Annotated in this window: 20 protein-coding genes and 1 other RNA gene; 10 read left to right on the forward strand and 11 right to left on the reverse strand. The window is 63.5% G+C overall.

The annotated features are described in order from the left end of the window. Position 1 precedes the first annotated feature (1 nt). The 4 genes from AC07PQ_RS16545 to AC07PQ_RS16560 all read right to left on the reverse strand — a co-directional run bounded on the left by AC07PQ_RS16545 (position 2) and on the right by AC07PQ_RS16560 (position 5,383). Positions 2-1,117 carry an ABC transporter permease gene (locus AC07PQ_RS16545; RefSeq protein WP_493185904.1) on the reverse strand — a complete coding sequence of 372 codons (1,116 nt, stop codon included), beginning with the start codon at positions 1,115-1,117 and terminating at the stop codon, positions 2-4. Continuing rightward, positions 1,117-3,837, reverse strand: coding sequence for a ribosome-associated ATPase/putative transporter RbbA (gene rbbA / locus AC07PQ_RS16550; protein ID WP_493185905.1), 2,721 nt, complete (start codon positions 3,835-3,837; stop codon positions 1,117-1,119). The genes AC07PQ_RS16545 and rbbA overlap by 1 nt, the downstream gene beginning before the upstream one ends. Further along, complete coding sequence (locus AC07PQ_RS16555) at positions 3,834-4,799, reverse strand: HlyD family secretion protein (RefSeq protein WP_007926738.1); 966 nt, start codon at positions 4,797-4,799, stop codon at positions 3,834-3,836. Before AC07PQ_RS16555 ends, rbbA begins: the two co-directional genes overlap by 4 nt. A gap of 134 nt (positions 4,800-4,933) precedes the next feature. Further along, a complete protein-coding gene (locus AC07PQ_RS16560) occupies positions 4,934-5,383 on the reverse strand; it encodes an EVE domain-containing protein (RefSeq protein WP_053263055.1) in 450 nt (149 codons plus the stop codon). Positions 5,384-5,578: 195 nt separating this feature from the next. Here AC07PQ_RS16560 and AC07PQ_RS16565 point away from each other — a divergent pair, with 195 nt between their 5' ends. Continuing rightward, positions 5,579-5,725, forward strand: coding sequence for a hypothetical protein (locus AC07PQ_RS16565; RefSeq protein ID WP_007926740.1), 147 nt, complete (start codon positions 5,579-5,581; stop codon positions 5,723-5,725). 34 nt (positions 5,726-5,759) lie between these two features. Here the strand turns inward: AC07PQ_RS16565 and AC07PQ_RS16570 are convergent, their stop codons facing one another. From AC07PQ_RS16570 to AC07PQ_RS16585, 4 genes are all read right to left on the reverse strand, one after another. After that, positions 5,760-6,365, reverse strand: coding sequence for a 5-formyltetrahydrofolate cyclo-ligase (locus AC07PQ_RS16570; RefSeq protein ID WP_007926741.1), 606 nt, complete (start codon positions 6,363-6,365; stop codon positions 5,760-5,762). A 150-nt stretch (positions 6,366-6,515) separates the two neighbouring features. After that, positions 6,516-6,694: non-coding RNA, 6S RNA (gene ssrS, locus AC07PQ_RS16575), on the reverse strand. 24 nt (positions 6,695-6,718) lie between these two features. Further along, positions 6,719-7,042: a cell division protein ZapA gene (locus AC07PQ_RS16580; protein ID WP_007926742.1), complete on the reverse strand. Its 324-nt coding sequence runs from the start codon at positions 7,040-7,042 to the stop codon at positions 6,719-6,721. Then, a complete protein-coding gene (locus AC07PQ_RS16585; protein WP_007911197.1) occupies positions 7,039-7,248 on the reverse strand; it encodes a TIGR02449 family protein in 210 nt (69 codons plus the stop codon). The genes AC07PQ_RS16580 and AC07PQ_RS16585 overlap by 4 nt, the downstream gene beginning before the upstream one ends. A 140-nt stretch (positions 7,249-7,388) precedes the next feature. Between AC07PQ_RS16585 and AC07PQ_RS16590 the strand changes: the two genes are divergently transcribed. The 8 genes from AC07PQ_RS16590 to gcvH all read left to right on the forward strand — a co-directional run bounded on the left by AC07PQ_RS16590 (position 7,389) and on the right by gcvH (position 16,419). Then, positions 7,389-7,946 (forward strand): YecA/YgfB family protein, encoded by a 558-nt coding sequence (locus tag AC07PQ_RS16590; RefSeq protein ID WP_007926743.1) that lies wholly within the window; start codon positions 7,389-7,391, stop codon positions 7,944-7,946. A gap of 27 nt (positions 7,947-7,973) precedes the next feature. Further along, entirely contained in the window at positions 7,974-9,308 is a 1,335-nt protein-coding gene (gene pepP / locus AC07PQ_RS16595) for a Xaa-Pro aminopeptidase (protein ID WP_007926745.1), read from the forward strand. After that, entirely contained in the window at positions 9,305-10,492 is a 1,188-nt protein-coding gene (gene ubiH, locus AC07PQ_RS16600) for a 2-octaprenyl-6-methoxyphenyl hydroxylase (protein WP_007926748.1), read from the forward strand. Before pepP ends, ubiH begins: the two co-directional genes overlap by 4 nt. A gap of 121 nt (positions 10,493-10,613) precedes the next feature. Continuing rightward, positions 10,614-11,831 (forward strand): 2-octaprenyl-3-methyl-6-methoxy-1,4-benzoquinol hydroxylase, encoded by a 1,218-nt coding sequence (locus AC07PQ_RS16605; protein ID WP_177323795.1) that lies wholly within the window; start codon positions 10,614-10,616, stop codon positions 11,829-11,831. Positions 11,832-12,032: 201 nt separating this feature from the next. Further along, positions 12,033-13,034, forward strand: a complete 1,002-nt coding sequence (locus tag AC07PQ_RS16610; protein WP_493185906.1) for an extracellular solute-binding protein — start codon at positions 12,033-12,035, stop codon at positions 13,032-13,034. Positions 13,035-13,128: 94 nt separating this feature from the next. Then, the gene (locus AC07PQ_RS16615; protein WP_007926754.1) at positions 13,129-14,745 is read left to right on the forward strand and encodes an ABC transporter permease; all 1,617 of its coding nucleotides are present in this window, start codon (positions 13,129-13,131) and stop codon (positions 14,743-14,745) included. Positions 14,746-14,901: 156 nt separating this feature from the next. After that, a complete protein-coding gene (gcvT, locus tag AC07PQ_RS16620) occupies positions 14,902-15,984 on the forward strand; it encodes a glycine cleavage system aminomethyltransferase GcvT (RefSeq protein ID WP_085532918.1) in 1,083 nt (360 codons plus the stop codon). Between the two features lie 51 nt (positions 15,985-16,035). Further along, positions 16,036-16,419 (forward strand): glycine cleavage system protein GcvH, encoded by a 384-nt coding sequence (gcvH, locus tag AC07PQ_RS16625; protein WP_009046109.1) that lies wholly within the window; start codon positions 16,036-16,038, stop codon positions 16,417-16,419. 98 nt (positions 16,420-16,517) lie between these two features. Here the strand turns inward: gcvH and AC07PQ_RS16630 are convergent, their stop codons facing one another. The 3 genes from AC07PQ_RS16630 to AC07PQ_RS16640 all read right to left on the reverse strand — a co-directional run bounded on the left by AC07PQ_RS16630 (position 16,518) and on the right by AC07PQ_RS16640 (position 19,645). Beyond that, positions 16,518-17,225, reverse strand: a complete 708-nt coding sequence (locus AC07PQ_RS16630) for a hypothetical protein (protein WP_007928247.1) — start codon at positions 17,223-17,225, stop codon at positions 16,518-16,520. Between the two features lie 209 nt (positions 17,226-17,434). Then, positions 17,435-18,118: a hypothetical protein gene (locus AC07PQ_RS16635; protein ID WP_007928255.1), complete on the reverse strand. Its 684-nt coding sequence runs from the start codon at positions 18,116-18,118 to the stop codon at positions 17,435-17,437. Between the two features lie 384 nt (positions 18,119-18,502). Continuing rightward, positions 18,503-19,645, reverse strand: a complete 1,143-nt coding sequence (locus AC07PQ_RS16640) for a DegT/DnrJ/EryC1/StrS family aminotransferase (protein WP_493185907.1) — start codon at positions 19,643-19,645, stop codon at positions 18,503-18,505. A gap of 174 nt (positions 19,646-19,819) precedes the next feature. Here AC07PQ_RS16640 and gcvP point away from each other — a divergent pair, with 174 nt between their 5' ends. Then, entirely contained in the window at positions 19,820-22,693 is a 2,874-nt protein-coding gene (gene gcvP, locus AC07PQ_RS16645; protein ID WP_493185908.1) for an aminomethyl-transferring glycine dehydrogenase, read from the forward strand. The last annotated feature ends 14 nt before the right edge of the window (positions 22,694-22,707 follow it).

Here is a 22,707-nt window from a genome sequence, read left to right on the forward strand (position 1 = left end):
CTCAGGACGCCAGGCTCTTGCGGAACCGCGCCAAGGCGATGCCGAAGAACAGCAGGCCGATCACTGTCAGGGCTAGCAGGTCTGGCCAGACCACTTCAATGCCGGCGTCGCGAAACAGAATCGCGGCGCTGAGGCTGACGAAGTGGGTCGACGGCGAGCCCTGCATCACCCATTGCAGCCACTGGGGCATGCTGTCCAGCGGGGTACTGCCGCCCGATAGCAGCAACATCGGGATGATCACCGGAATCGCCAGCAAGCCGAATTGCGGGGTCGAGCGCGCCAGCGTGGCGAGAAAGATCCCCAGCGCGGTGCTGGCGAACAGGTAAAGCGCGGTCACCGCGAGGAACAGCGCCAGCGAGCCGGCCAGCGGCACGTCCAGCACACCCTTGACGATCACCTCCAGCGACACCCAGGTGCAGAGCACCACCACCAGCATGTTGCTCCAGATCTTCGCCAGCATGATTTCCAGGGCGGTCAGCGGCAGTACCAGCAGATGGTCGAGGGTGCCGTGCTCGCGCTCGCGCAGCAGCGCCGTTCCGGTCAGGACAATGGCCAGGATGGTGATGTTGTTGACGATCTGGATCACCGCGAGAAACCAGCCGCCCTGCAGATTGGTGTTGAACAGCGCGCGACTGGTCAACAGTGCAGGCATCCGGCTCGCCGGGTCGGCCTGGCTGTAGTTGAGTAGTTCGCGCTGGAAAATCCGCCCGATATAACCGGCGCCCATGAAGGCCTGGCTCATGGCCGTGGCGTCGACATTCACTTGCACGCTGGGTTGGCGCCCGGCCAGCAGATCGCTCTGGAAGTTGGCCGGCACGTTGATGACGAAGGTGAACTGGCCGCTGTCCAGGACCTGGTCCAACTGGTTGTAGGGCAACTGCACCGGGCTCTGGAATTCCGGTGGTTGCAAGGCCTCGGCCAACTGGCGCGAGAGCTGGCTGTGGTCTTCGTCCACCAGCGCCACGCTGGCGTTGTGCACGCCGATCACCGAACCGGCCGCCGGCATGTAGATGGCCACGGTGAAGGCGTACAGCAGAAACAGCAGCAACACGCTGTCGTGTCGCAGGCTGGTGAGCTCCTTGAGGCCCAGGCGCAGGATGTGGCTGAACCGGTGCATCAGGCCTCCTGTTTTTTCAGCATCGCCAGGCTCAGCCCGGTGAACCCGAGGAAGAACCCGAACAGCGCCAGGCACTGCGGCCACAGCTGGCGCAGGTCCAGGGCCTTGGTGAAGGTGCCGACGGCAATGTCGAGAAAGTAACCAGCGGGGAACAGCTGCCCCATCAGCGCCGCGGCGCCGTCCAGCGACGAGCGCGGCACGATCAGCCCGGAGAACTGGATGGTCGGCAGGCTGGTGATGATCATGGTGCCGAGGATCGCCGCGATCTGGGTACGGGTGAATGCGGAAATCAGCAGGCCCAGGCTGGTGGTGGCGAGCACATACAGCAGGCCGCCGAAGGCCAGGGTCAGGCCGCTGCCCTTGAAGGGCACGCCGAACAGCCAGCGATTCATCGCCACCAGCAGCGCCAGGTTGATCAGGCTCAGGCCCAGGTAAGGCGCCTGTTTGCCCAGGAGAAACTCCAGGCGCTTGAGTGGCGTGGCGTAGAAGTTGGTGATCGAGCCCAGCTCCTTCTCGCGCACGATGCCCAGCGCCGTGAGCATCGCCGGGATGAATGCCAGGATCAGCGCCATCACGCCAGGGCCGATGGCATTCACGCTGACCACGTCCTGGTTGTAGCGAAAGCGGGTTTCCAGGCGGGCCGCGGGTGCTCGCCCCAGAGCCGGGCTGCTGTGTTCGGCGAGCGATTCGATATTGGCCTGATGCACCGCCTCGACATAGTTGCGGCTGGTCTCGGCGCGAAACGGCATGCCGCCGTCGAGCCAGGCGGCCACCGCGGGCTGGCGCCCGGCGTACAGGTCGCGACCGAAACCCGGGGGAATCTCCAGGGCCAGCTTGATCTCCGAGCGTTGCAGGCGCCGATGCAGTTCGGCGGCGTCGCGGATCGGCTGCTGCTCCTTGAAGTAGCGGGAGCTGCGGAAGGCTTCCAGGTAAGCGCGGCTTTGCGGGGTCTGGTCCTGGTCGTAGACGGCGAAGGCGAGGTTTTCCACGTCCAGGGAAATGCCGTAGCCAAAGATCACCATCATGAACAGCGCCCCGAGCAGGGCGAACCCCAGGCGCACCCGGTCGCGCAACAGCTCCTTGCCTTCGCGGGTGGCCACGGCGATCAGGCGCGACAGGCGCAAGCGCCGACTGTCGCTGTGAATGGCGCTGCTGACTTCGGGCTGGGCGGTCGCCGGGGGAGCAGGTTCCGGCGCGCCCTGGGCGTCCTCCAGGCAGCGGACAAAAGCGGCCTCCAGGGTTTCGCCGGCGAACTGTTGCTGCAGGGCGGCCGGTGTATCGCAGGCCAATACCTTGCCGGCGTGCATCAGCGAGATGCGGTCGCAGCGCTGGGCTTCGTTCATGAAGTGGGTGGACAGGAAGATCGTTACCCCCTGTTCCCGCGACAGCTCGATCAACAGCCGCCAGAAGTCGTCGCGGGCCGCCGGGTCCACGCCCGAGGTCGGCTCATCGAGAATCAGCACTTCCGGGCGGTGCAGCACCGCCACCGCCAGGGACAGGCGTTGACGCAAGCCCAGGGGCAGGGCGCCGGAGGGTTGATCGGCGATCTCCTGGAGAGTGAAGCGGCGGATCAGCTCTTCGATCCGCGGGCCGCTCTCGGCCTTGGGCAGGTCGAACAGCCGGGCGTGCAGCACCAGGTTCTGGCGCACGCTGAGTTCGCCGTACAGCGAAAAGCTCTGGGACATGAATCCCACGCGCTTGCGGGTGGCCAGGTCCCTGGCGTCCACCGGATTGCCCAGCAGCCTGGCGCTGCCTTCGGTGGCCGGCATCAGCCCGGTCAGGACCTTCATGGTGGTGGTCTTGCCGCAGCCGTTGGAGCCGAGAAAGCCGAAAATCTCGCCCCGGCCAATGGCGAAGCTGACCTTGTTCACGGCCGTGAAGTCGCCGAAACGCAGGGTCAGCTCATGGGCTTCGATAGCAATTTGCTGGTTGCCCGTGGTTCTTGGCGGGATCACCAGCGGCTGGTTGTCGTGCCCGCTGTCGCCTTGAAAGTGGGTGAAGGCATCGTCGAGCTTGCCGCTGGGCGTGGCGATGGCCAGTTCCCGGCTCAAGCCCTGGGCAATCAGCCGGCCGCGGTCGAGCATCAGGCAGTGCTCGAACTGCTCGGCTTCCTCCATATAGGCGGTGGCCACCAGCAGTGTCAGTTGCGGGCGCTGGCGGCGAACCTCGTCCACCAGTTCCCAGAAGCGCCGGCGGGACAGCGGATCGACGCCCGTGGTGGGTTCGTCGAGGATCAGCAGGTCCGGCTCATGGATCAATGCGCAGCACAGCCCGAGCTTCTGCTTCATCCCGCCGGACAGCTTGCCCGCGGGCCGTTCGGCGAAACGCAGCAGGTCGGTGGCCAGCAGCAGGTTGTGCATGCGCTGTTCGCATTCGATTTTCGACAGGCCGAACAGGGTGGCGAAGAAGCGAATGTTTTCCTCGATCGACAGCTCGGGATACAGGTTGCCGCCCAGGCCCTGGGGCATGAAGGCGATCCGCGCGTACAGGCTGTTGCGATGGCGGCGTTGTTCGATGGAGCCGCCGAGCACCTGCAGTTGACCCTGCTGCAGCTTCTTCACCCCGGCGATCAAGCCCAGCAGGCTCGACTTGCCTGCGCCATCCGGGCCGATCAATCCGCAGCGGGTGCCGCCGGGCAGGCTGAAGGCGAGGTCGACCAGGGCCTGCTGCGAGCCATAACGGTGATTGATGCCCGTGGCCTGCAGCGCCAGTTCGTTCATTGCAGGTTGGCCGGCCAGTCCACGGTCGCGGTGCGCACGTAACCGGCGCCGGGCATGCCCGGCTTGGCCTGCGGTACGGCGCTGGGTTGGGTCAGCCGCAGCTTGACGCGGAACACCAGCTTTTGGCGCTCATCGCGGGTTTCCACTTCCTTGGGGGTGAACTGGGACTTGGCCGCGACGAAGCTGATCTTCGCCGGCAGCGGCTGATCGGGCAGGGCGTCGAGCAGGATCCGCGCCTCGCTGCCGACAGCCAGGCGGCCGGTCACCGAGGCGGACAGGTAGAGGTTCATGTACTGGTCGCTCGGGTCGATCAGCAGCAACACCCGGCCGCCGGCGCCCAGCACCTCGCCCGGTTCGGCCAGGCGCAATTGGATGATGCCGTCGATGGGTGCGCGCAGGCTGCTGTCGTCGATCTCGCTGGTCAGCTGGGCGACCATGGCCTTGGCCGAGCCAATGGCGGCGCGCACCGCGGCGACCTGGGCCTGGGCTGCCTGGACGGCGGCGTTGCCGGTGTTCAGGCGCGCCTGCTGCTGGTCGATGATCTGCTGGCTGGCGTAACCACGGTTGAACAGTTCCCGGGAACGCTTGAGTTCCTGGTTGGCCAGCAGCAGTTCGCTCTGGCGCAGCTGCACATTGGCTTCGGCCGCCGCGAGGTTTTCCCGGGTGCGCACCACGTCGGCCTCGGCCTGGGCGCGCTGGGCTTCCAGGGTGCGGGTGTCCATGCGGGCCAGCAGCTGGTCCTTGGACACTCTGTCGCCTTCGTCGACGAGCACTTCGGCCAGGCGTCCGGGCGTCTTGCTGGCGATCTGCACCTCTGTGGCTTCAAGCCGGCCGTTGCCCATGCTCAGGCCTTCGGGCAGGCGGTCCAGGGTGGACTTCCAGTAACCAAAGCCGCCCGCGATCAGCAGTAATGCCAGCAAGGCGAAGGCAAAAAGGCGGGAGGAACGGTGATTCGTCGGCATTGGGGACATCCCTGCGGCAGTAGCGTCCTAGTCTGGCGGCTCAAGCCGTTGGGCGACTTGATGTCCGTCAAATGAACGGGCAAGCCTAGTACGTTGTGCGCGGGATGCCTGCCTGAGTATCGCTTGCGGCCTGTTCAGCGCAGCGCGAGCACCGCCGCCCACTGTTCGGCGGTCACTGGCATCACGGACAGCCGGCTGCCTTTCTGCACCAGGGGCAGTTCGGCGAGGGCGGTTTGCTGCTTCAGATAATCCAGGCGCAGCACCTTGGGGAAGGTTTCGACATGGGCGACGTCGACGGCGCTCCAGGCATTTTTCTCGGCGCTGGCCTTGGGATCGAAATGCGGGTTTTCCGGTTCCAGGGCGGTCGGGTCGGGGTAGGCGGCCTCGATGATTTGGCCGATCCCGGCGATGCCCGGTTCGGGACAGCTGGAGTGATAAAAGAAGAATTGGTCACCCACCGCCATGTTGCGCAGGAAGTTTCGTGCCTGGTAGTTGCGTACGCCGTCCCAGCGCGCCTGTTTCTTGAGCGCCAGGCCCTCGATCGAGAGTTCTTCCGGTTCGGATTTCATCAGCCAATAGGCCATTTTCTGTGCTCTCCAGAGGGACGTGGGCAAGTTGTCGGGCAATTTTATGACAAACCGACAGTCGGTTGACGCCAGCATTTGCGTGTCGGTTCACGTTATCGCAGAATGCCGGGATTTTAAGCTTGACGCTGCTGCACGGCCTTTTATGGAAACCGTCGCTGTCATCGTGTGGGATTTGCCTGAGGGGGGCAATCGATGCAACGCAAACCGGATTTACTATGGATTTTGGTTATTTTGTTCGGTTTGGGCGTAGTGACAACCGGTTATGCGCAGAGCCTGTGGGCCAACAAGACCGACGCACCGGTCGAGCTCGCGCAACAGCAGCAGCCTTACAAGCGTTGATTCCTTCCAAGGCGCCGCTCTCTCCTGGTGGCGCCTATTTCGCGAAATACCATTTCTTGTCAGTCACCGTTCCTTGCAGCGGTACATCCCAGCTCGCCTGATCCAGTTTCGCGACTTTCTGACATTCGTGGGCCAGCCCCAGTAGCGTCGGCTTGCGCCAGCTTTTGCGCCGGGCCAGATAGGCCAGGCTGCGATCATAGAAACCACCGCCCATTCCCAGGCGTCCGCCCGCCTCATCGAAGCCGACCAGCGGCAACAGCACCAGATCCAGGGCCCAGACCTTGCGTTGCCGGGCCAGGCTCACCTGTGGCTCGGGAATGCGGAAGCGGTTGGGGCGCAGTTTTTCGCCGGGGCGAACCCGCTGAAACACCATCTTGGTCCGTGGCCAGGCGCTGAGCACCGGCAGGTAAGTCGCCTTGCCCCGGCGTTGCGCGGCCAGCAGCAGCGGGCGCGGGTCGATTTCACCGTCCATGGGCAGGTAAAGGGAGATGTGCCTGGCGCGGCGGAACAGCGGATGCTGTGCCAGTTGCCGATACAGCCCACGAGAGGCCTGGCGTTGTTCGCTGGCGGTGAGGGCGCGGCGGGCTTTGCGCAGGATGCGTCGAAGTTGCGGGCGGGAAAGCGGCGCCGGTTCGGTCATGGTCGCTCGGGTCCGGGAGGAGTACGGCAGGACAGCGTACCAAATAACCCCTGATCGAAAAAAACGGAGCCGAAAAAAATGGAACTGAAAAAGCGGAGCCCCAAAAAAACAATGCCAGCTATTTGCATAGCTGGCATTGGCATGGAATTCAGGCTCCCCGGATGAACCGCTGTCGACTTAGCCCTTGAACCCGAAAGTTCAAGGCGGAAGATGCAGTAGGCGTTAAGGCTTTCCGTCTAGCGGACATGCACACCGGCCCAACGTGCAACTTCCAGGGTAGTGCGAATCGGCTCAGGGACATCGCCAACTGGCAAGCACCCCAGGGAGTGGTGGGGATTATACCGCAACCACCCTCAGGAATCAGCCTTGGTTGTATCGGTGTCGGTGGCGAGCACCAGATCCACGCGCTCGAGCAGGTCGCGCACCTGTTCGCGGGTCGAACCGCTGGCTTGCACGTCAGGGCGGTCCTGCTTGTGCAGCAGATCGTGGGTGATATTGAGGGCGGCCATCACCGCGATACGATCGGCGCCAATGACTTTGCCGCTGCTGCGGATCTCGCGCATTTTGCCATCCAGGTACCGGGCGGCGCTCACCAGATTGCTACGCTCTTCCTGGGGGCAGATGATCGAGTACTCTTTGTCGAGGATCTGCACGGTAACGCTATTGCTTGAACTCATGAGTCTTGCTCCAGGGCCTTGAGGCGCGAAATCATCGATTCGACCTTACGCCGGGCGATTTCGTTTTTTTCAATGAGGTGCGCGCGTTCCTCGCGCCAAGTCTTTTCCTGAGCTAATAAGAGTGCGTTTTGACTCTTTAGTTGCTCGACCCGGCCAATTAGCAGTTCGAGTCTAGCCATCAGCGCTTGCAGATCGGTGTCTTCCATTGGATCCCACTGGATTTGTCTGATGAGTGGCAACTGCCTGGGCAAACGAGTTGACGGCCTCGATGGTCTTGGCGCGTCTGCCGATGCTAGGATACAAGGCCTCCATTCTAGACATTGCGCCGCTTGGCGCCTAGCTGCCCATGCCCATTCAGAATTCCCCGTACAACGCCTTCGCCACCCTGCTCAGCAGCAGCGGTCACCCTGTCTCGCCCGCCGAATTGCATGGCCTGTTGCTGGGTCGCAGTTGCGCCGGTGCCGGCTTCGAAGTCGACGGCTGGCTGATCGACGCCGCCGAGCTGCTCGAAGGCGAGCCGCAGGACAATGTTCGCAACGCCTTGATCGGCCTGCAGGAAATGGTCAAGGGCGAGCTGACCAGCGATGACATGACTGTCGTCCTGCTGCTGCCCACCGACGACGCCCCGCTGGCCGAGCGCGCCGCGGCCCTGGGTCAGTGGTGCCAGGGTTTCCTCACCGGCTTCGGCCTGAACTCCCGCGACAGCAGTGCCCTGAGCACCGAGGCCACGGAAGTGCTGCAGGACCTGGCGGCGATCGCCCAGGTGCAGGACGCGCTGGAAGAGTCCGACGACGGCGAAAGCGACTACATGGAAGTGATGGAATACCTGCGGGTCGCCCCGCTGCTGCTGTTCACCGAGACCAACAAGACGGTTGAACCGGCCGCCAAGCCTTCTCTGCACTGATCGCTCGATAGGGAAATCCGTCTGCCCATGATCCATATCCCGAAATCGGAATACACCCGCCGCCGCAAGGCGCTCATGGCGCAGATGGAACCCAACAGCATCGCGATCCTGCCGGCTGCCGCGGTGGCGATCCGCAACCGCGACGTCGAGCATGTCTACCGCCAGGACAGCGATTTCCAGTACCTAAGCGGTTTCCCAGAACCCCAGGCGGTGATCGTGCTGATGCCCGGTCGCGAACATGGCGAGTACATCCTGTTCTGCCGTGAGCGTAATGCCGAGCGCGAACTCTGGGATGGCCTGCGGGCTGGCCAGGAGGGCGCGATCCGCGATTACGGCGCCGACGATGCCTTCCCCATTACCGACATCGACGACATCCTGCCGGGCCTTATCGAAGGCCGCGACCGGGTGTATTCGGCCATGGGCAGCAACCCCGAGTTCGATCGCCACCTGATGGAATGGATCAACGTGATCCGCTCCAAGGCGCACCTGGGCGCCCAGCCGCCGAACGAATTCGTTGCCCTGGATCATCTGCTGCACGACATGCGCCTGTATAAATCGGCGGCGGAAGTGAAGGTGATGCGCGAGGCCGCGCGGATTTCCGCCCAGGCCCATATCCGGGCCATGCAGGCCAGCCGCGCCGGCCTGTACGAGTTCAGCCTGGAAGCCGAGCTGGACTACGAGTTCCGCCGGGGCGGGGCGAAGATGCCGGCCTACGGCTCGATCGTCGCCGCTGGGCGCAACAGCTGCATCCTGCATTACCAGCAGAACGACGCGTTGCTCAAGGACGGCGACCTGGTGCTGATCGACGCCGGTTGCGAGATCGATTGTTATGCCAGCGATATCACTCGCACCTGGCCGGTGAATGGCAAGTTTTCCGCCGAGCAGAAGGCGATCTACGAGCTGGTGCTGGCCTCCCAGGAAGCCGCTTTTGCCGAGATCGCGCCGAACAAGCACTGGAACCAGGCCCATGAAGCGACCGTCAGGGTGATCACCTCCGGGCTGGTCAAGCTGGGTCTGCTCGAAGGCGAGGTGGACGAGTTGATCGCCAGCGAAGCCTACAAGGCGTTTTACATGCACCGCGCCGGCCACTGGCTGGGCATGGATGTGCATGACGTCGGCGAGTACAAGGTCGGCGGCGAATGGCGGGTGCTGGAAGTCGGCATGGCCCTGACGGTCGAGCCGGGCATCTACATTGCGCCGGACAATCAGAACGTGGCGAAGAAATGGCGCGGCATTGGCGTGCGCATCGAGGATGACGTGGTGGTAACCAAGCAAGGCTGTGAAATTCTCACCGGTGGCGTGCCCAAGACCGTGGCCGAAATCGAGGCCCTGATGGCCGCCGCCCGGAGCTGCGCAGCATGAACCGGGTCAATCTGGCGATCATCGGTGGTGGCCTGGTCGGTGCCAGCCTGGCCCTGGCCTTGCAGGCCGGCGCCAAGGAGCGCGGCTGGAAGATCGTGCTGATCGAGCCGTTCGCTCCGGGCGATACCTATCAGCCCAGCTACGACGCGCGTTCTTCGGCGCTGTCGTTCGGCGCGCGGCAGATCTATCAACGGCTGGGTGTGTGGCAGGAAATCTCCCGCCGCGCCGAGCCGATCAAACAGATCCATGTCTCCGACCGTGGGCGGTTTTCCACCGCGCGGCTGTCGGCCATGGAGGAGGGTGTTCCCGCCCTGGGTTATGTGGTGGAAAACGCCTGGCTCGGCCAATGCCTGTGGCAGGGGCTGGACAAGGACGTGGTGAGCTGGCGCTGCCCGGCCGAAGTCACGCGCATGGAGCCGCTGGAAGATGGCTACCGCCTGACTCTCAACGATGAAACCAGCCTGGATTGCGAACTGGCGGTGCTGGCCGACGGCGGTCGCTCGGGGCTGCGCGAGCAACTGGGGATCGGGGTGAAAAAGCGCCCCTACAACCAGAGCGCGCTGATCGCCAATATCACCCCGAGCGAAGCCCATAACGGCATGGCCTTCGAGCGCTTCACCGACGATGGCCCGATGGCCCTGCTGCCGCTGCCGGACAACCGCTGCGCACTGGTCTGGACCCGCCTGGGCATGGACGCGCAGCGCCTGGCCGCGCTGGACGAGCGCAGCTTCCTCAGCGAACTGCAGGGGGTATTCGGTTATCGCCTGGGCACCCTGAAACAGGTCGGCGCGCGGCATCTTTACCCGCTGGCGCTGGTGGAGGCCGAGGAACAGGTGCGTCCTCACCTGGTGGTGCTGGGCAACGCTGCCCATAGCCTGCACCCGATTGCCGGGCAGGGTTTCAACCTGTCGTTGCGCGACGCCCAGGCGCTGGCCGATGCCTTGCTGGTCAGCCCGACGCCGCCGGGCGATTTCAGTATCTTGCAGGCCTACCGCGAGCGGCAGCGCCTTGACCAGGACCTGACCGTGGGCTTCTCCGACCAGGTCACCCGGCTGTTCGGCAGCAAGCTGCCGCTGGTGTCTCTGGGGCGCAATATCGGGCTGCTGGGCCTGGACCTGCTGCCACCGGCCAAACGCTGGTTCGCGCGGCAAGCCATGGGCCTGGGTACCCGTCCCGATGCGTGAGTGGCTGAGCCCGCGACCGGGCATGGAAATCCAGCACAGTGTCGGCAGCCAGGTAGCGCGGTTCGACAAAACCCTTTACGTGCGGCTCAAGCCGCAAGCGAGACAGGCTTAAAGCATGGAAATGCGTGCAGATCTGCTGATTGTCGGGGCCGGAATGGTCGGGAGCGCCCTGGCGCTGGCGTTGCAGGACAGTGGCCTGGAAGTGCTGCTGCTCGATGGCAGCCCGCTGAAGGTCAAGCCCTTCGACGACGAAGCACCGTTCGAGCCGCGGGTAAGCGCATTGTCGGCGGCCAGCCAGCGGATTCTCGAGCGCCTGGGTGTCTGGGAAGGGGTGACCCGGCGGCGCAGCAGCCCGTATGCCGAGATGCAGGTCTGGGATGGCAGCGGCACCGGGCAGATTCACTTCTCGGCCGCCAGCGTGCATGCCGAGGCGCTGGGCCACATTGTGGAAAACCGCGTGGTCCAGGACGCGCTGCTGGAGCGCCTGCACAACTGCGACATCGGCCTGCTGGCCAACGCCCGCCTGGAGCAGATGCGCCGTTCCGGCGACGACTGGTTGCTGACCCTGGCCGATGGCCGCAGTCTGCGCGCCCCGCTGGTAATTGCCGCCGATGGCGCCAATTCGGCGGTGCGGCGCCTGACCGGCTGCGCTACCCGTGAATGGGATTACCTGCATCACGCCATCGTCACCAGCGTGCGTTGCGCCGAGCCGCACCAGAGGACCGCCTGGCAGCGTTTCACCGACAACGGCCCGCTGGCGTTCCTGCCGCTGGAGCGCGACGGGCTGCACGATTGGTGTTCGATCGTCTGGTCGACCACGCCCAGTGAGGCCGAACGCCTGATGGCGCTGGACGACAGCGACTTCTGCCGAGAGCTGGAGCGCGCCTTCGAAGGCCGCCTGGGCGCGGTGTTGAGCGCCGATCCGCGGCTCTGCGTGCCTTTGCGCCAGCGTCATGCCAAGCGTTACGTGGCGCAAGGCCTGGCCCTGATCGGCGACGCGGCCCATACCATCCATCCACTGGCCGGGCAGGGGGTCAACCTGGGCTTCCTCGATGCCGCGGTGCTGGCCGAGGTGCTGCTGCAGGCGGCCAGCCGTGGCGAACGCCTGGCCGACACCAAGGTGCTCAGCCGTTACGAGCGGCGGCGCATGCCGCACAACCTGGCGTTGATGGCGGCGATGGAAGGCTTCGAACGGCTGTTCCAGGCCGATCCGCTGCCGCTGCGCTGGTTACGCAATACCGGGCTGAAAATGGTCGATCAGATGCCCGAGGCCAAGGCGCTGTTCGTGCGCCAGGCGTTGGGCCTCAGCGGGGATCTGCCGGAACTGGCCAAGGCCTGACCGTTATCGCGAGTAGTCGAACCGCTCAACCGGCGGCTCCCGCAGGGGGCCGCGCGGACATGTGTGGGCGCGCGTCTGCTCTGAACCGACGTTGGCGATGCATCAGCAACATCTCGTAACGCCTCGCCCTCCGGTTCAGTTTGAGAAGCTAAATAGTAGTCCTTATCATTTACTCCCCTTTGATTTCGAGAGACCGCTCCCATGTTGGCACCGAAGCGTCTACTGACCGCCCTGGCCCTCACCCTCATTGGCGGCACTGTCCAGGCAGCCGACGAAGTGGTGGTCTACTCCTCGCGTATCGACGAGCTGATCAAGCCGGTCTTCGATCTCTACACCCAGAAAACCGGGGTCCAGGTGAAGTTCATCACCGACAAGGAAGCGCCGCTGATGCAGCGGATCAAGGCCGAGGGCGAGAACGCCACCGCCGACCTGCTGCTCACCGTCGATGCCGGCAACCTGTGGCAAGCCGAGCAGATGGGCATCCTGCAGCCGTTCACCTCCAAGGTGATCGACACCAACATCCCCCTGCAATACCGCGCCGCCTCGCACGCCTGGACCGGCCTGAGCCTGCGGGCGCGGACCATCGCCTACTCCACCGCGCGGGTGAAACCGTCCGAACTGACCACCTATGAAGCCCTGGCTGACAAGCAGTGGGAAGGCCGCCTGTGCCTGCGTACGGCGAAGAAGGTCTACAACCAGTCGCTGACCGCGACCCTGATCGAAACCCACGGCGCGGCGAAAACCGAAGAAATCGTCAAGGGCTGGGTCAACAACCTGTCCACCGACGTGTTCTCCGACGACGTCGCGGTGCTCGAGGCGATCAGCGCCGGCCAGTGCGACGTGGGCATCGTCAACACCTACTACTACGGCCGCCTGCACAAGCAGAAGCCGGATCTGCCGGTCAAACTGTTCTGGCCGAACCAGGGTGACCGCGGCGTGCACGTCAACCTGTCGGGCATCGGCCTGACCAGGCACGCACCGCACCCGGAAGCCGCCAAGGCCCTGGTGGAATGGATGACCACCGAGGAAGCGCAGAAGATCTTCGCCGACGTGAACCAGGAGTTCCCGGCCAACCCGAGCGTGCCGCCGTCCGCCGAAGTGGCCGCCTGGGGCAAGTTCGTGGCTGACACCCTGCCGGTGGAAGTCGCCGGCAAGCGCCAGGCCGAGGCCATTCGCCTGATGGACCGTGCTGGCTGGAACTGATCCGCTGGTTATACTGCGCCCCGCCTTTGCGGGGCGTTTTGTTTAACCGGTTCGTAATTGCCTTTTATTGATCCATCTCGTTCGAGAGTCTTTCGTGGCCCATCCCGCCCAACGTCGCTGGTACCCGCTGGTTTTTGCCGTCGCCGCCCTGGTGCTGCTGCCGCTGAGCGTGCTGCTGCTGTCGTGGCAGGTGATCGACCAGCAGATCTGGTCGCACCTGTGGGAGACCCAGATGCCGCGCCTGCTGGGCAACACCCTGACCCTGGTGCTGGGCGTCGGTGTCGGCGTGACGCTGCTGGGCGTGAGTCTGGCCTGGCTGACCAGCCTCTGCGAGTTTCCCGGAAGGCGCTGGCTGGACTGGGCGCTGATGCTGCCCTTTGCGATTCCGGCCTACGTGCTGGCCTTTGTCTTCGTCGGCCTGCTGGACTTTTCCGGCCCGGTGCAGACCCTGCTGCGCGAATGGTTCGGCACGGGCCTGCGCCTGCCGCGGGTGCGTTCCACCGGCGGGGTGATCCTGGTCCTGGTGCTGGTGTTCTATCCCTATGTGTATCTGCTGGCGCGCACCGCGTTCCTGGCCCAGGGCAAAGGCCTGATGGAAGCCGCGCGGGTGCTTGGGCAGACGCCCTGGCAGGCGTTCTGGCGCGTGGCCCTGCCCATGGCGCGGCCGGCCATCGGTGCCGGCGTGGCCCTGGCGCTGATGGAAACCCTGGCCGATTTCGGCGCGGTGGCGGTGTTCAACTTCGACACCTTCACCACCGCCATCTACAAGACCTGGTATGGCTTCTTCAGCCTGTCCAGCGCCGCGCAACTGGCCAGCCTGTTGCTGCTGGCGGTGATGCTGGTGCTGTACGGCGAGCGTCGCGCCCGTGGCGCCAGTCGCTCCGGCAACGAGCGGCCGCGGGGCAAGGCGCTGTACCACCTGCATGGCATCAAGGCTCTGGCGGCCACCAGTTGGTGCGCGTTGGTGTTTGCCTGCGCCTTTGTCATCCCAGTGCTGCAGCTGGTGGTGTGGTTCTGGCAGCGTGGCCGTTTCGACCTCGACGAGCGTTATGCCGGGCTGATCCTGCACACCCTGTACCTGGGCGCCATGGCGGCCCTGATCACGGTCAGCGTGGCCCTGCTGCTGGCGTTCGCCCGACGGCTGGCGCCGACCCGGGCGATCCGCTCCGGCGTCAGCCTGGCCAACCTGGGGTATGCCTTGCCGGGCTCGGTGCTGGCCGTGTCGATCATGCTGGCCTTCAGTTATCTGGACCGCGAACTGGTGATCCCGCTGTCGGGCTGGCTGGGTGGGGCGGGCAAGCCGTTGCTGCTGGGCAGCCTGGCGGCGTTGCTGCTGGCCTATCTGGTACGGTTTATCGCGGTGGCCTACGGGCCGCTGGAAAGCAGCCTGGCGCGGATCCGCCCCTCGTTACCGGAAGCAGCGCGCAGCCTGGGGGTCAGCGGACCGCGACTGTTTTTCAAAGTGTATCTGCCGCTGTTGCTGCCCGGCACCCTGAGCGCGGCGTTGCTGGTGTTCGTCGATGTGCTCAAGGAAATGCCCGCCACCTTGCTGATGCGCCCGTTCGGCTGGGACACGCTGGCGGTGCGGATCTTCGAGATGACCAGCGAGGGCGAGTGGGCGCGTGCCGCGTTGCCGGCCCTGACCCTAGTCCTGGTGGGATTGCTGCCGGTGATCGGACTGATCCGACGCTCCGCTCATCGAATCGGTTAGGTGCCAGTGTCACACCTTGCGGCTACAATGCGCGGCATTCGGTGTGGTCGATCTTTCTGATCGGGTCTTTTGAATTGTCTGAGAGCCATCTATTTCAAGGCTTCCAGCTCATACAGCGACCGCCCGCACCTTCGCCACGCCCGGAAGGAGAAACCCATGGGACAGCGCACGCCTCTGTATGACCTTCATCTCGCCCTCGGCGCGAAGATGGTCGATTTTGGCGGTTGGGATATGCCTCTGCATTACGGCTCGCAGGTCGAGGAGCACCATCAGGTGCGACGCGATTGCGGGGTTTTCGATGTATCCCACATGACCGTGATCGATGTCGATGGCCCCCAGGCCAAGGCCTGGCTCCAGCACCTGCTGGCCAACGATGTCGAACGCCTGCAAAGCCCCGGCAGGGCCTTGTACAGCGCCATGCTCAATGAGCACGGCGGTATCGTCGACGACATGATCGTCTACCGCACCGAAGCCGGTTACCGGCTGGTGGTCAACGCCGCCACCCGTGACCAGGACATGGCCTGGATGCAGGCGCAACTGGGGGCTTTCCAGGTGCAACTGCACGAACGCTCCGAGCTGGCGATGCTGGCGATCCAGGGGCCCCACGCCCGCCACAAGATCGCCGAGCTGGTGACCCAGTCGCGCGGCACGCTGATCCAGCAACTCAAGCCCTTCGAAGGCCAGGCCGATGGCGACTGGTTCATCGCGCGCACCGGTTACACCGGTGAGGATGGCCTGGAAATCGTCCTGCCGGCCGACCAGGCCCCGGCGTTCTTCAACGATCTGGTGGGCGCGGGGATCTCGCCGATCGGACTCGGCGCCCGCGATACCTTGCGCCTGGAGGCCGGCATGAACCTGTACGGTCAGGATATTCACCAGGAGGTTTCACCGCTGGTGGCCAACATGGCCTGGAGCATCGCCTGGGAGCCGGCGTCGCGTAAGTTCATCGGGCGCACCGCGCTGGAGGCCGAGCGCGCGGGTGGGGTGAAGCACAAACTGGTCGGCCTGGTGCTGGAAGAACGCGGCGTGCTGCGTGCCCATCAGGTGGTTCGCATCGCCGATGTTGGCGAAGGAGAGATCACCAGTGGTAGTTTCTCTCCTACGCTTAGCAAATCGATCGCCCTGGCGCGGGTGCCCATGGCTACCGCCGACCGGGCAGAAGTGGAAATCCGTGGCAAGTGGTACCCGGTCCGGGTGGTAAAACCGACCTTCGTGCGTCATGGCAAAACCTTGATCTAACTTATTTCCGGCGGGATCTACCGCTGACATTTCTTCTTGAGGACACAGAACATGAGCGATATCCCTGCTGACCTGCGTTTTGCCGAAAGTCACGAATGGGCCCGTCTGGAAGCCGATGGCACCGTGACCGTGGGCATCAGCGACCACGCTCAGGAAGCCCTGGGCGACGTGGTGTTCGTCGAGCTGACCGAAGTCGGCAACGTCTTCGGCGCTGGCGACCAGGCCGGTGTGGTGGAATCGGTGAAGGCCGCTTCCGACATCTACGCGCCAGTGGCCGGCGAAGTGATCGCGGTCAACGAAGACCTGAGCGGCAGCCCGGAACTGCTCAACAGCGACCCGTACGGCGCCTGGATCTTCAAGCTCAAGCCGGCCAACGCCGCCGATCTTGAGAAGCTGCTCGACGCAGCCGGTTATAAGGCCGCTATCGGCGAATAACCGCTGCCGCAAGCCAAGCTGTTACAAGAGCGCCGTGTTCCCTTATCGGATATGCGGCGTTTTTCGTTTAAGACAATGCGACAACTCAAGTCACTGGCCTAGCGACGGAGCGATCTGGCCAGCAGCACGGCTTTGCTTACCCTGACATGAAGTTCGGCTATTTCTTCTGTTGTCAGGCTCCGTGCCGGTTCGCCGCTGACCCAGGCGCCCTGGTTGTTGTAGGTGACGGTTTTGGTTTCTCCGTCGTTCACGCTGATGGTGTAAGGATTGGACAGAGTGCTGGGGATTAACGAGCCCGCTGTCTGGCCTGGGCCGAACCATAATTGAAACTCGTTCTTGGGTGTCATGGTAGCGACACCTATATTCATGCCGCCTGAACAGTTCACCCAGAGATTGAGTCCGGTAGAGTCCAATAATATTTCGCTGGGGTTGGCCGAAAGTTCGTTATTTATTGAAACATCTCCTGGCGTGCCACCGTTCTTTGCAGGGCTGAATACACCGTACTTAGTCAGGGTGGTTATCTGGCCGGTGTTGATGGGCAGGTTCTTTCCGCCTGAAGTAAAATTTACATCTCCCTCTTGCACGGGCGTGTTTGTAAAGTTGACCATGTAAGAGTCATTGGTGATATTGAAGACGTTCTTATATTGATAGGACGGCTGGTTGGGTGCGGCGAAGGGGGGCTTTGCAAACCAGATGACGGTGAAAGTACTGTTTACTTTCTTCGCCAGATAGAGACTGTAGTTGTTTACCTTTTGGGCAACAAGTTGATCTTCTTCGATATAGACGATGATGGTCTGTTTGCTCATGGCTAATCTCACGTTCATCCCGTGGATGATTTCGGTGCAGAGTCTCGAGTCCTGCTGGCCGGGTTCGACGCCATCAACAAAAAAACCCTGTAGATCGGCGATATACAGGGTTTTCTTGTTTGAGCGGCGTTGCGAGCGAAAGACTGCCAAGGGTATCGCGTGGTGCTCTGCGTCCTTCGCGCAACCGATGCTCGAGCCCGTCCCGCGGACTATGCCGCGATCCCGGCCCTGGCGTGAAGTGCCTTGATTTCAGCAGCGCTCAGGCGTTTGGCCGGTTCGCCGGTCACCCAGGTTCCACTGTCGGTGTAGGTAATGGTGATGCTGCCGCCATCCTGCAGGGTCACCACATAGGGGTTGGACAGGTTGGTGGCGATCAACGAACCGGTTTCCTGAATGTTGCCGAACCAGACTTGGTATTGGCTTTTTGGTGTCAGCGTCGCAGTACCGATGTTCATGCCGCTCTGGCGATTCACCCAGATGTTATTGCCGTTGGAGTCCAGCAGGATTTGATGTGGATTGCCTTGCAGCAGGTTGTTGATCAGCACGTCCGAGGGTACGCCGCCATTCTTGGCCGGGGTGAACACACCATTGGCATCGAGGGTGGTGATCTGGCCGGTACTGATCGGCAGGTTCTTGCCGCCGGAGGTGAAGGTGACATCGCCACTGCTGACCGGGTCATTGGTGTAGTTGACCATGAACGACGGGGTGGTGACATCGAAAGTGTTTCTATATTGGTAACTAGGGTTGTTGACGGTGGCAATAGGTCCTTTTGATTGCCAGATGACAGTGAAGTCATTGTTTACTTTCTTGGCCAGATAAAGGCTGTAGTTGTTGTTTTTTTGTGCAATCAACTGCTGTTCTTCGATGTATAGAATTATTTGTTGGCTACTCATTTCTTGAACTCCATTTCGAATAGATTGAAACATGGATTTTGTAACGGTCTTTGCAACTACGTAGTGGCCTTTTGTCTCAACTGCGCAGTCATCAGTAAACATAGCATGCAAAAAATTGAACTATAGAACTATTGGCTATTGCCTTTGGTGCTGTCTGTATTGCGGAAATTCAATGTTTTGAATCGTGCTGGCTTATCATGTGTTTATGTGCGCAGTTAGACAAAGTTCTGTCGGGAGTCTGGTTTTTGGCACAAGGAAGCGGGCCGGTGGCGCTGATATATAGCGATTGGCAACTATCTTTATCGCTGAAATAAAAACGCCCAATGCAGGGCATTGAGCGTCTTGAATAGTGCAAGGGCTGGCCGTTCAGGGGCCGGTATCTGTTTATGCCTCTTGCAAGACCGCCTTCACCGCCGCTACCGAGCGTTCGACATCGCCCTTGCTCATGGCCGTGAACATCGGCAACGAGACGATCAGCCGTCCCACCCGTTCCGCCACCGGGAACATCCCCTCCTTGAAATCGCGCTCGCGGTACAGGCTCAGCAGGTGAATCGGCGGGTAGTGATAGCCGATGCCGATCCCGCGCTCCTGCATCTGCTCCATAAAGGTCGCCCGCGCTGGTTTGCCGTCATGCCGCTCCGGCAGTACCAGCTGGAACAGGTGCCAGTTGCTGTTGCTGAAGTCCGCCGGGGGCAACTGGGCGCCGTAGCGAGCTTCGAAGTCGCTGCCCAGGCATTCGAAGTAATGCCGGGCCAGTTCGCGGCGATGAGCGGTGAGGGTTTCGAGGTGGGCGAACTGGCCCAGGCCGATGGCGGCCGCGACGTCGGTCATATTGAATTTGCCGCCCAGCACGTCCACGTCCAGGCCGTCGAAGCCGTGGCGGGTCACGCCCTGCAGTCGGTACTTCTCCGCCAGGCGAGCCTCTTCGGCGGTGTTCAGCACCAGGGCGCCGCCTTCGCTGCAGGTGACGTTCTTGTTGGCCTGGAAACTGAAAGAGACCAGGTCGCCGCCAGCGCCGATGCGCTCGCCATTCCAGCTTGAGCCCAGCGCCTGGGCGGCGTCTTCCACGACCCGCAGGCCGTGCTTGCGCGCCAGGGCGTAGAGGCGCGCCATATCGACCGGCAGGCCGGCGAGAAACACCGGGATGATGGCTTTGGTCCGTGGCGTGATGGCCGCTTCCACCTGGGCCAGGTCGATGTTGCGGGTGATCGGGTCGATGTCGGCGAACACCGGGGTGGCGCCGACTTCGAGAATCACGTTGGCCGTGGCCACCCAGGAGATCGGCGTGGTGATGACTTCATCGCCAGGGCCGATGCCGGCGATACGCAGGGCGATCTCCATGGTGCAGGTGCCGGAATTGAAGGTGCGCACCGGGCGCCCGCCGCAGTACTGCGAGAGTTGCGCCTCGAAGGCCTGGACCTTGGGCCCGCTGGTGATCCAGCCCGAACGCAGCACTTCGCCGACGCTGGCGATGGTGGCTTCATCGATGGTGGGTTTGGAAAACGGCAGGAAAGGCAGCTGGCTCATGACGATGGGATACCCGATAAACAGTGGTCGAGGCAGGGCGGCGGGCCGCGCCGGAGTCGAGCATCATGCTACCGGTTCGCCCGGGGTGCCACACCGTCGGCGTCCGGGATCGGCTGCTATGCTGCTTTGACCGTGTTCCATCGACGCCGAGCGCCGCCTGAGAGAGAGCCCGTCATGTCCCAGTTGCCGTCCTTGAGCCAGTTACGCGATCCCAATGCCTTTCTGCGGCGTCACCTCGGGCCCGACGCCGCCGAGCAGCAAGCGATGCTCGACAGCCTGGGCCTGGGCAGCCGGGTCGAGCTGATCGAGCAGACCGTGCCGCCGGGCATCCGTTTCAACCGTCCGCTGGACCTGCCGCCAGCGCTGGACGAGCAGGCCGCCCTGGCCAAACTGCGTGGTTACGCCGAGCAGAACCAGGTATGGACCAGCCTGATCGGCATGGGTTATTACGGCACCCTGACCCCCACGGTGATCCTGCGCAACGTGCTGGAAAATCCCGGTTGGTACACCGCCTACACGCCCTACCAACCGGAAATCGCCCAGGGCCGGCTCGAAGCCCTGCTCAATTTCCAGCAACTGACCATCGACCTCACCGGCCTGGAACTGGCCAACGCCTCGCTGCTGGACGAAGCCACGGCCGCCGCCGAAGCCATGGCCCTGGCCAAGCGCGTGGCCAAGTCGAAAAGCAATCTGTTCTTCGTCGACCAGAACTGCCATCCGCAGACCCTCTCGGTGGTGCAGACCCGTGCCGAAGGGTTCGGCTTCGAACTGGTGGTCGACAGCCTGGACAACCTCAAGCGGCACCAGGTGTTCGGCGCCTTGTTGCAATACCCGGACACCCACGGCGAGATTCGCGACCTGCGGCCGCTGATCGATCACCTGCACGCGCAGCAGGCGCTGGCCTGCGTGGCGGCCGATCTGTTGAGCCTGTTGCTGCTGACGCCGCCGGGCGAGCTGGGGGCCGACGTGGTGTTCGGTTCGTCCCAGCGCTTTGGCGTGCCCATGGGCTACGGCGGGCCCCACGCAGCGTTCTTCGCCAGCCGCGAGGAATACAAGCGGGCGATTCCGGGACGGATCATCGGCGTGTCCAAGGATGCCCGGGGCAACGTGGCGCTGCGCATGGCCCTGCAGACCCGCGAGCAGCATATCCGCCGCGAGAAGGCCAACTCGAACATCTGCACCGCCCAGGTGCTGCTGGCCAATATCGCCAGTTTCTACGCGGTCTATCACGGCCCGGAAGGCTTGCGGCGCATCGCCCAGCGCGTCCATCGCCTGACCTGCATCCTCGCCGCCGGCCTTGAGCGCAAGGGCATCGAGCGGCTGAACCGGCAGTTCTTCGACACCCTGACGCTGGAGGTCGGCGGTAGCCAGACGGCCATCATCGAGAGCGCCAAGGCCGTGCAGATCAATCTGCGGATCCTCGGACGCGGGCACCTGGGCCTGAGCCTGGATGAAACCTGCAACGAGCGCACCGTCGCCCGGCTGTTCGATGTGTTCCTCGGCGCCGACCACGGGCTGGACGTCGCGCAACTGGATGCTGAAACCCTGGTCCCGGGCATCCCCCAGGACCTGCTGCGCAGCACGTCTTACCTGAGCCATCCGGTGTTCAACAGCCATCACAGCGAAACCGAGATGCTGCGCTATCTCAAGCAGCTGGAGAACAAGGACCTGGCGCTGAACCAGTCGATGATCCCGCTGGGCTCCTGCACCATGAAGCTCAATGCCAGCAGCGAGATGATCCCCATCACCTGGCCCGGCTTCGCCAACCTGCATCCCTTTGTCCCGCCGGAACAGGCCCTCGGCTATTCGCTGATGATCGAGGAGCTGGAGCGCTGGTTATGCGCCATTACCGGCTTCGATGCGATCTGCATGCAGCCCAACTCCGGGGCCCAGGGCGAGTACGCCGGGTTGCTGGCGATCCGCAAATACCACGAGAGCCGCCAGCAGGGAGAGCGCAATATCTGTCTGATTCCCGCCTCGGCCCACGGCACCAACCCGGCCTCGGCGCAGATGGCCGGCATGCAGGTGGTGATCGTCGATTGCGACGCCGCCGGCAACGTCGACCTGCAAGACCTCAAGGACAAGGCGCAGATTGCGGGCGGACACCTGGCGTGCCTGATGGCCACTTATCCTTCGACCCACGGGGTGTACGAAGAGGGCATCAGTGAGATCTGTGAGGTGATCCACAGTCACGGCGGCCAGGTGTACATGGACGGCGCCAACCTCAATGCCCAGGTCGGGCTGACGCGGCCGGCCGATATCGGCGCCGACGTTTCCCACATGAACCTGCACAAGACCTTCTGCATTCCCCACGGCGGCGGTGGCCCGGGCATGGGGCCGATCGGCGTGCGGGCGCACCTGGCGCCGTTCGTGGCCAACCACCCGGTGGTGGCCATCGACGGGCCGCTGCCGCAGAACGGCGCGGTCAGCGCGGCGCCCTGGGGCAGCGCCAGCATCCTGCCGATCAGTTGGATGTACATCGCCCTGATGGGCCCGCAACTGGCGGATGCCAGCGAGGTGGCGATCCTCTCGGCGAACTACCTGGCGGAACACCTGAGCGGGGCCTTTGCGGTGCTCTACAGCGGGCGCAACGGCCGGGTCGCCCACGAATGCATTCTCGACCTGCGGCCGCTCAAGGCGCAGACCGGCATCAGCGAAGAGGACGTGGCCAAGCGCCTGATGGACTACGGTTTTCATGCGCCGACCATGTCGTTCCCGGTGCCGGGCACGCTGATGGTGGAACCCACCGAAAGCGAGTCCAAGGCCGAGCTGGACCGTTTTATCGAGGCCATGCTGAGCATTCGCGCCGAAATCGCCCAGGTCCAGGAAGGCAACTGGCCGGCCGAAGACAACCCGCTCAAGCGCTCGCCCCATACCCTGGCGGACATCGCCGGGGTCTGGGAGCGGCCCTACAGCATCGAGCAGGCAGTGATCCCCAGCCCCCACGCCAGGGCGCACAAGTACTGGCCGACGGTGAACCGGGTCGACAATGTCTACGGCGACCGCAACCTGTTCTGCGCCTGCGTACCGGTGGATGCCTATCGCTGAGCTCGAACGGCGGG

The organism is Pseudomonas sp. GW821-FHT09E12, assembly GCF_059416085.1.

Bases quoted from the DNA above. Each gene is read 5' to 3' on its own strand.
- AC07PQ_RS16545 (WP_493185904.1), bottom strand. From the start codon at position 1,117: ATGCACCGGTTCAGCCACATCCTGCGCCTGGGCCTCAAGGAGCTCACC.
- rbbA (WP_493185905.1), bottom strand. From the start codon at position 3,837: ATGAACGAACTGGCGCTGCAGGCCACGGGCATCAATCACCGTTATGGC.
- AC07PQ_RS16555 (WP_007926738.1), bottom strand. From the start codon at position 4,799: ATGCCGACGAATCACCGTTCCTCCCGCCTTTTTGCCTTCGCCTTGCTG.
- AC07PQ_RS16560 (WP_053263055.1), bottom strand. From the start codon at position 5,383: ATGGCCTATTGGCTGATGAAATCCGAACCGGAAGAACTCTCGATCGAG.
- AC07PQ_RS16565 (WP_007926740.1), top strand. From the start codon at position 5,579: ATGCAACGCAAACCGGATTTACTATGGATTTTGGTTATTTTGTTCGGT.
- AC07PQ_RS16570 (WP_007926741.1), bottom strand. From the start codon at position 6,365: ATGACCGAACCGGCGCCGCTTTCCCGCCCGCAACTTCGACGCATCCTG.
- AC07PQ_RS16580 (WP_007926742.1), bottom strand. From the start codon at position 7,042: ATGAGTTCAAGCAATAGCGTTACCGTGCAGATCCTCGACAAAGAGTAC.
- AC07PQ_RS16585 (WP_007911197.1), bottom strand. From the start codon at position 7,248: ATGGAAGACACCGATCTGCAAGCGCTGATGGCTAGACTCGAACTGCTA.
- AC07PQ_RS16590 (WP_007926743.1), top strand. From the start codon at position 7,389: ATGCCCATTCAGAATTCCCCGTACAACGCCTTCGCCACCCTGCTCAGC.
- pepP (WP_007926745.1), top strand. From the start codon at position 7,974: ATGATCCATATCCCGAAATCGGAATACACCCGCCGCCGCAAGGCGCTC.
- ubiH (WP_007926748.1), top strand. From the start codon at position 9,305: ATGAACCGGGTCAATCTGGCGATCATCGGTGGTGGCCTGGTCGGTGCC.
- AC07PQ_RS16605 (WP_177323795.1), top strand. From the start codon at position 10,614: ATGCGTGCAGATCTGCTGATTGTCGGGGCCGGAATGGTCGGGAGCGCC.
- AC07PQ_RS16610 (WP_493185906.1), top strand. From the start codon at position 12,033: ATGTTGGCACCGAAGCGTCTACTGACCGCCCTGGCCCTCACCCTCATT.
- gcvT (WP_085532918.1), top strand. From the start codon at position 14,902: ATGGGACAGCGCACGCCTCTGTATGACCTTCATCTCGCCCTCGGCGCG.
- gcvH (WP_009046109.1), top strand. From the start codon at position 16,036: ATGAGCGATATCCCTGCTGACCTGCGTTTTGCCGAAAGTCACGAATGG.
- AC07PQ_RS16630 (WP_007928247.1), bottom strand. From the start codon at position 17,225: ATGAGCAAACAGACCATCATCGTCTATATCGAAGAAGATCAACTTGTT.
- AC07PQ_RS16635 (WP_007928255.1), bottom strand. From the start codon at position 18,118: ATGAGTAGCCAACAAATAATTCTATACATCGAAGAACAGCAGTTGATT.
- AC07PQ_RS16640 (WP_493185907.1), bottom strand. From the start codon at position 19,645: ATGAGCCAGCTGCCTTTCCTGCCGTTTTCCAAACCCACCATCGATGAA.
- gcvP (WP_493185908.1), top strand. From the start codon at position 19,820: ATGTCCCAGTTGCCGTCCTTGAGCCAGTTACGCGATCCCAATGCCTTT.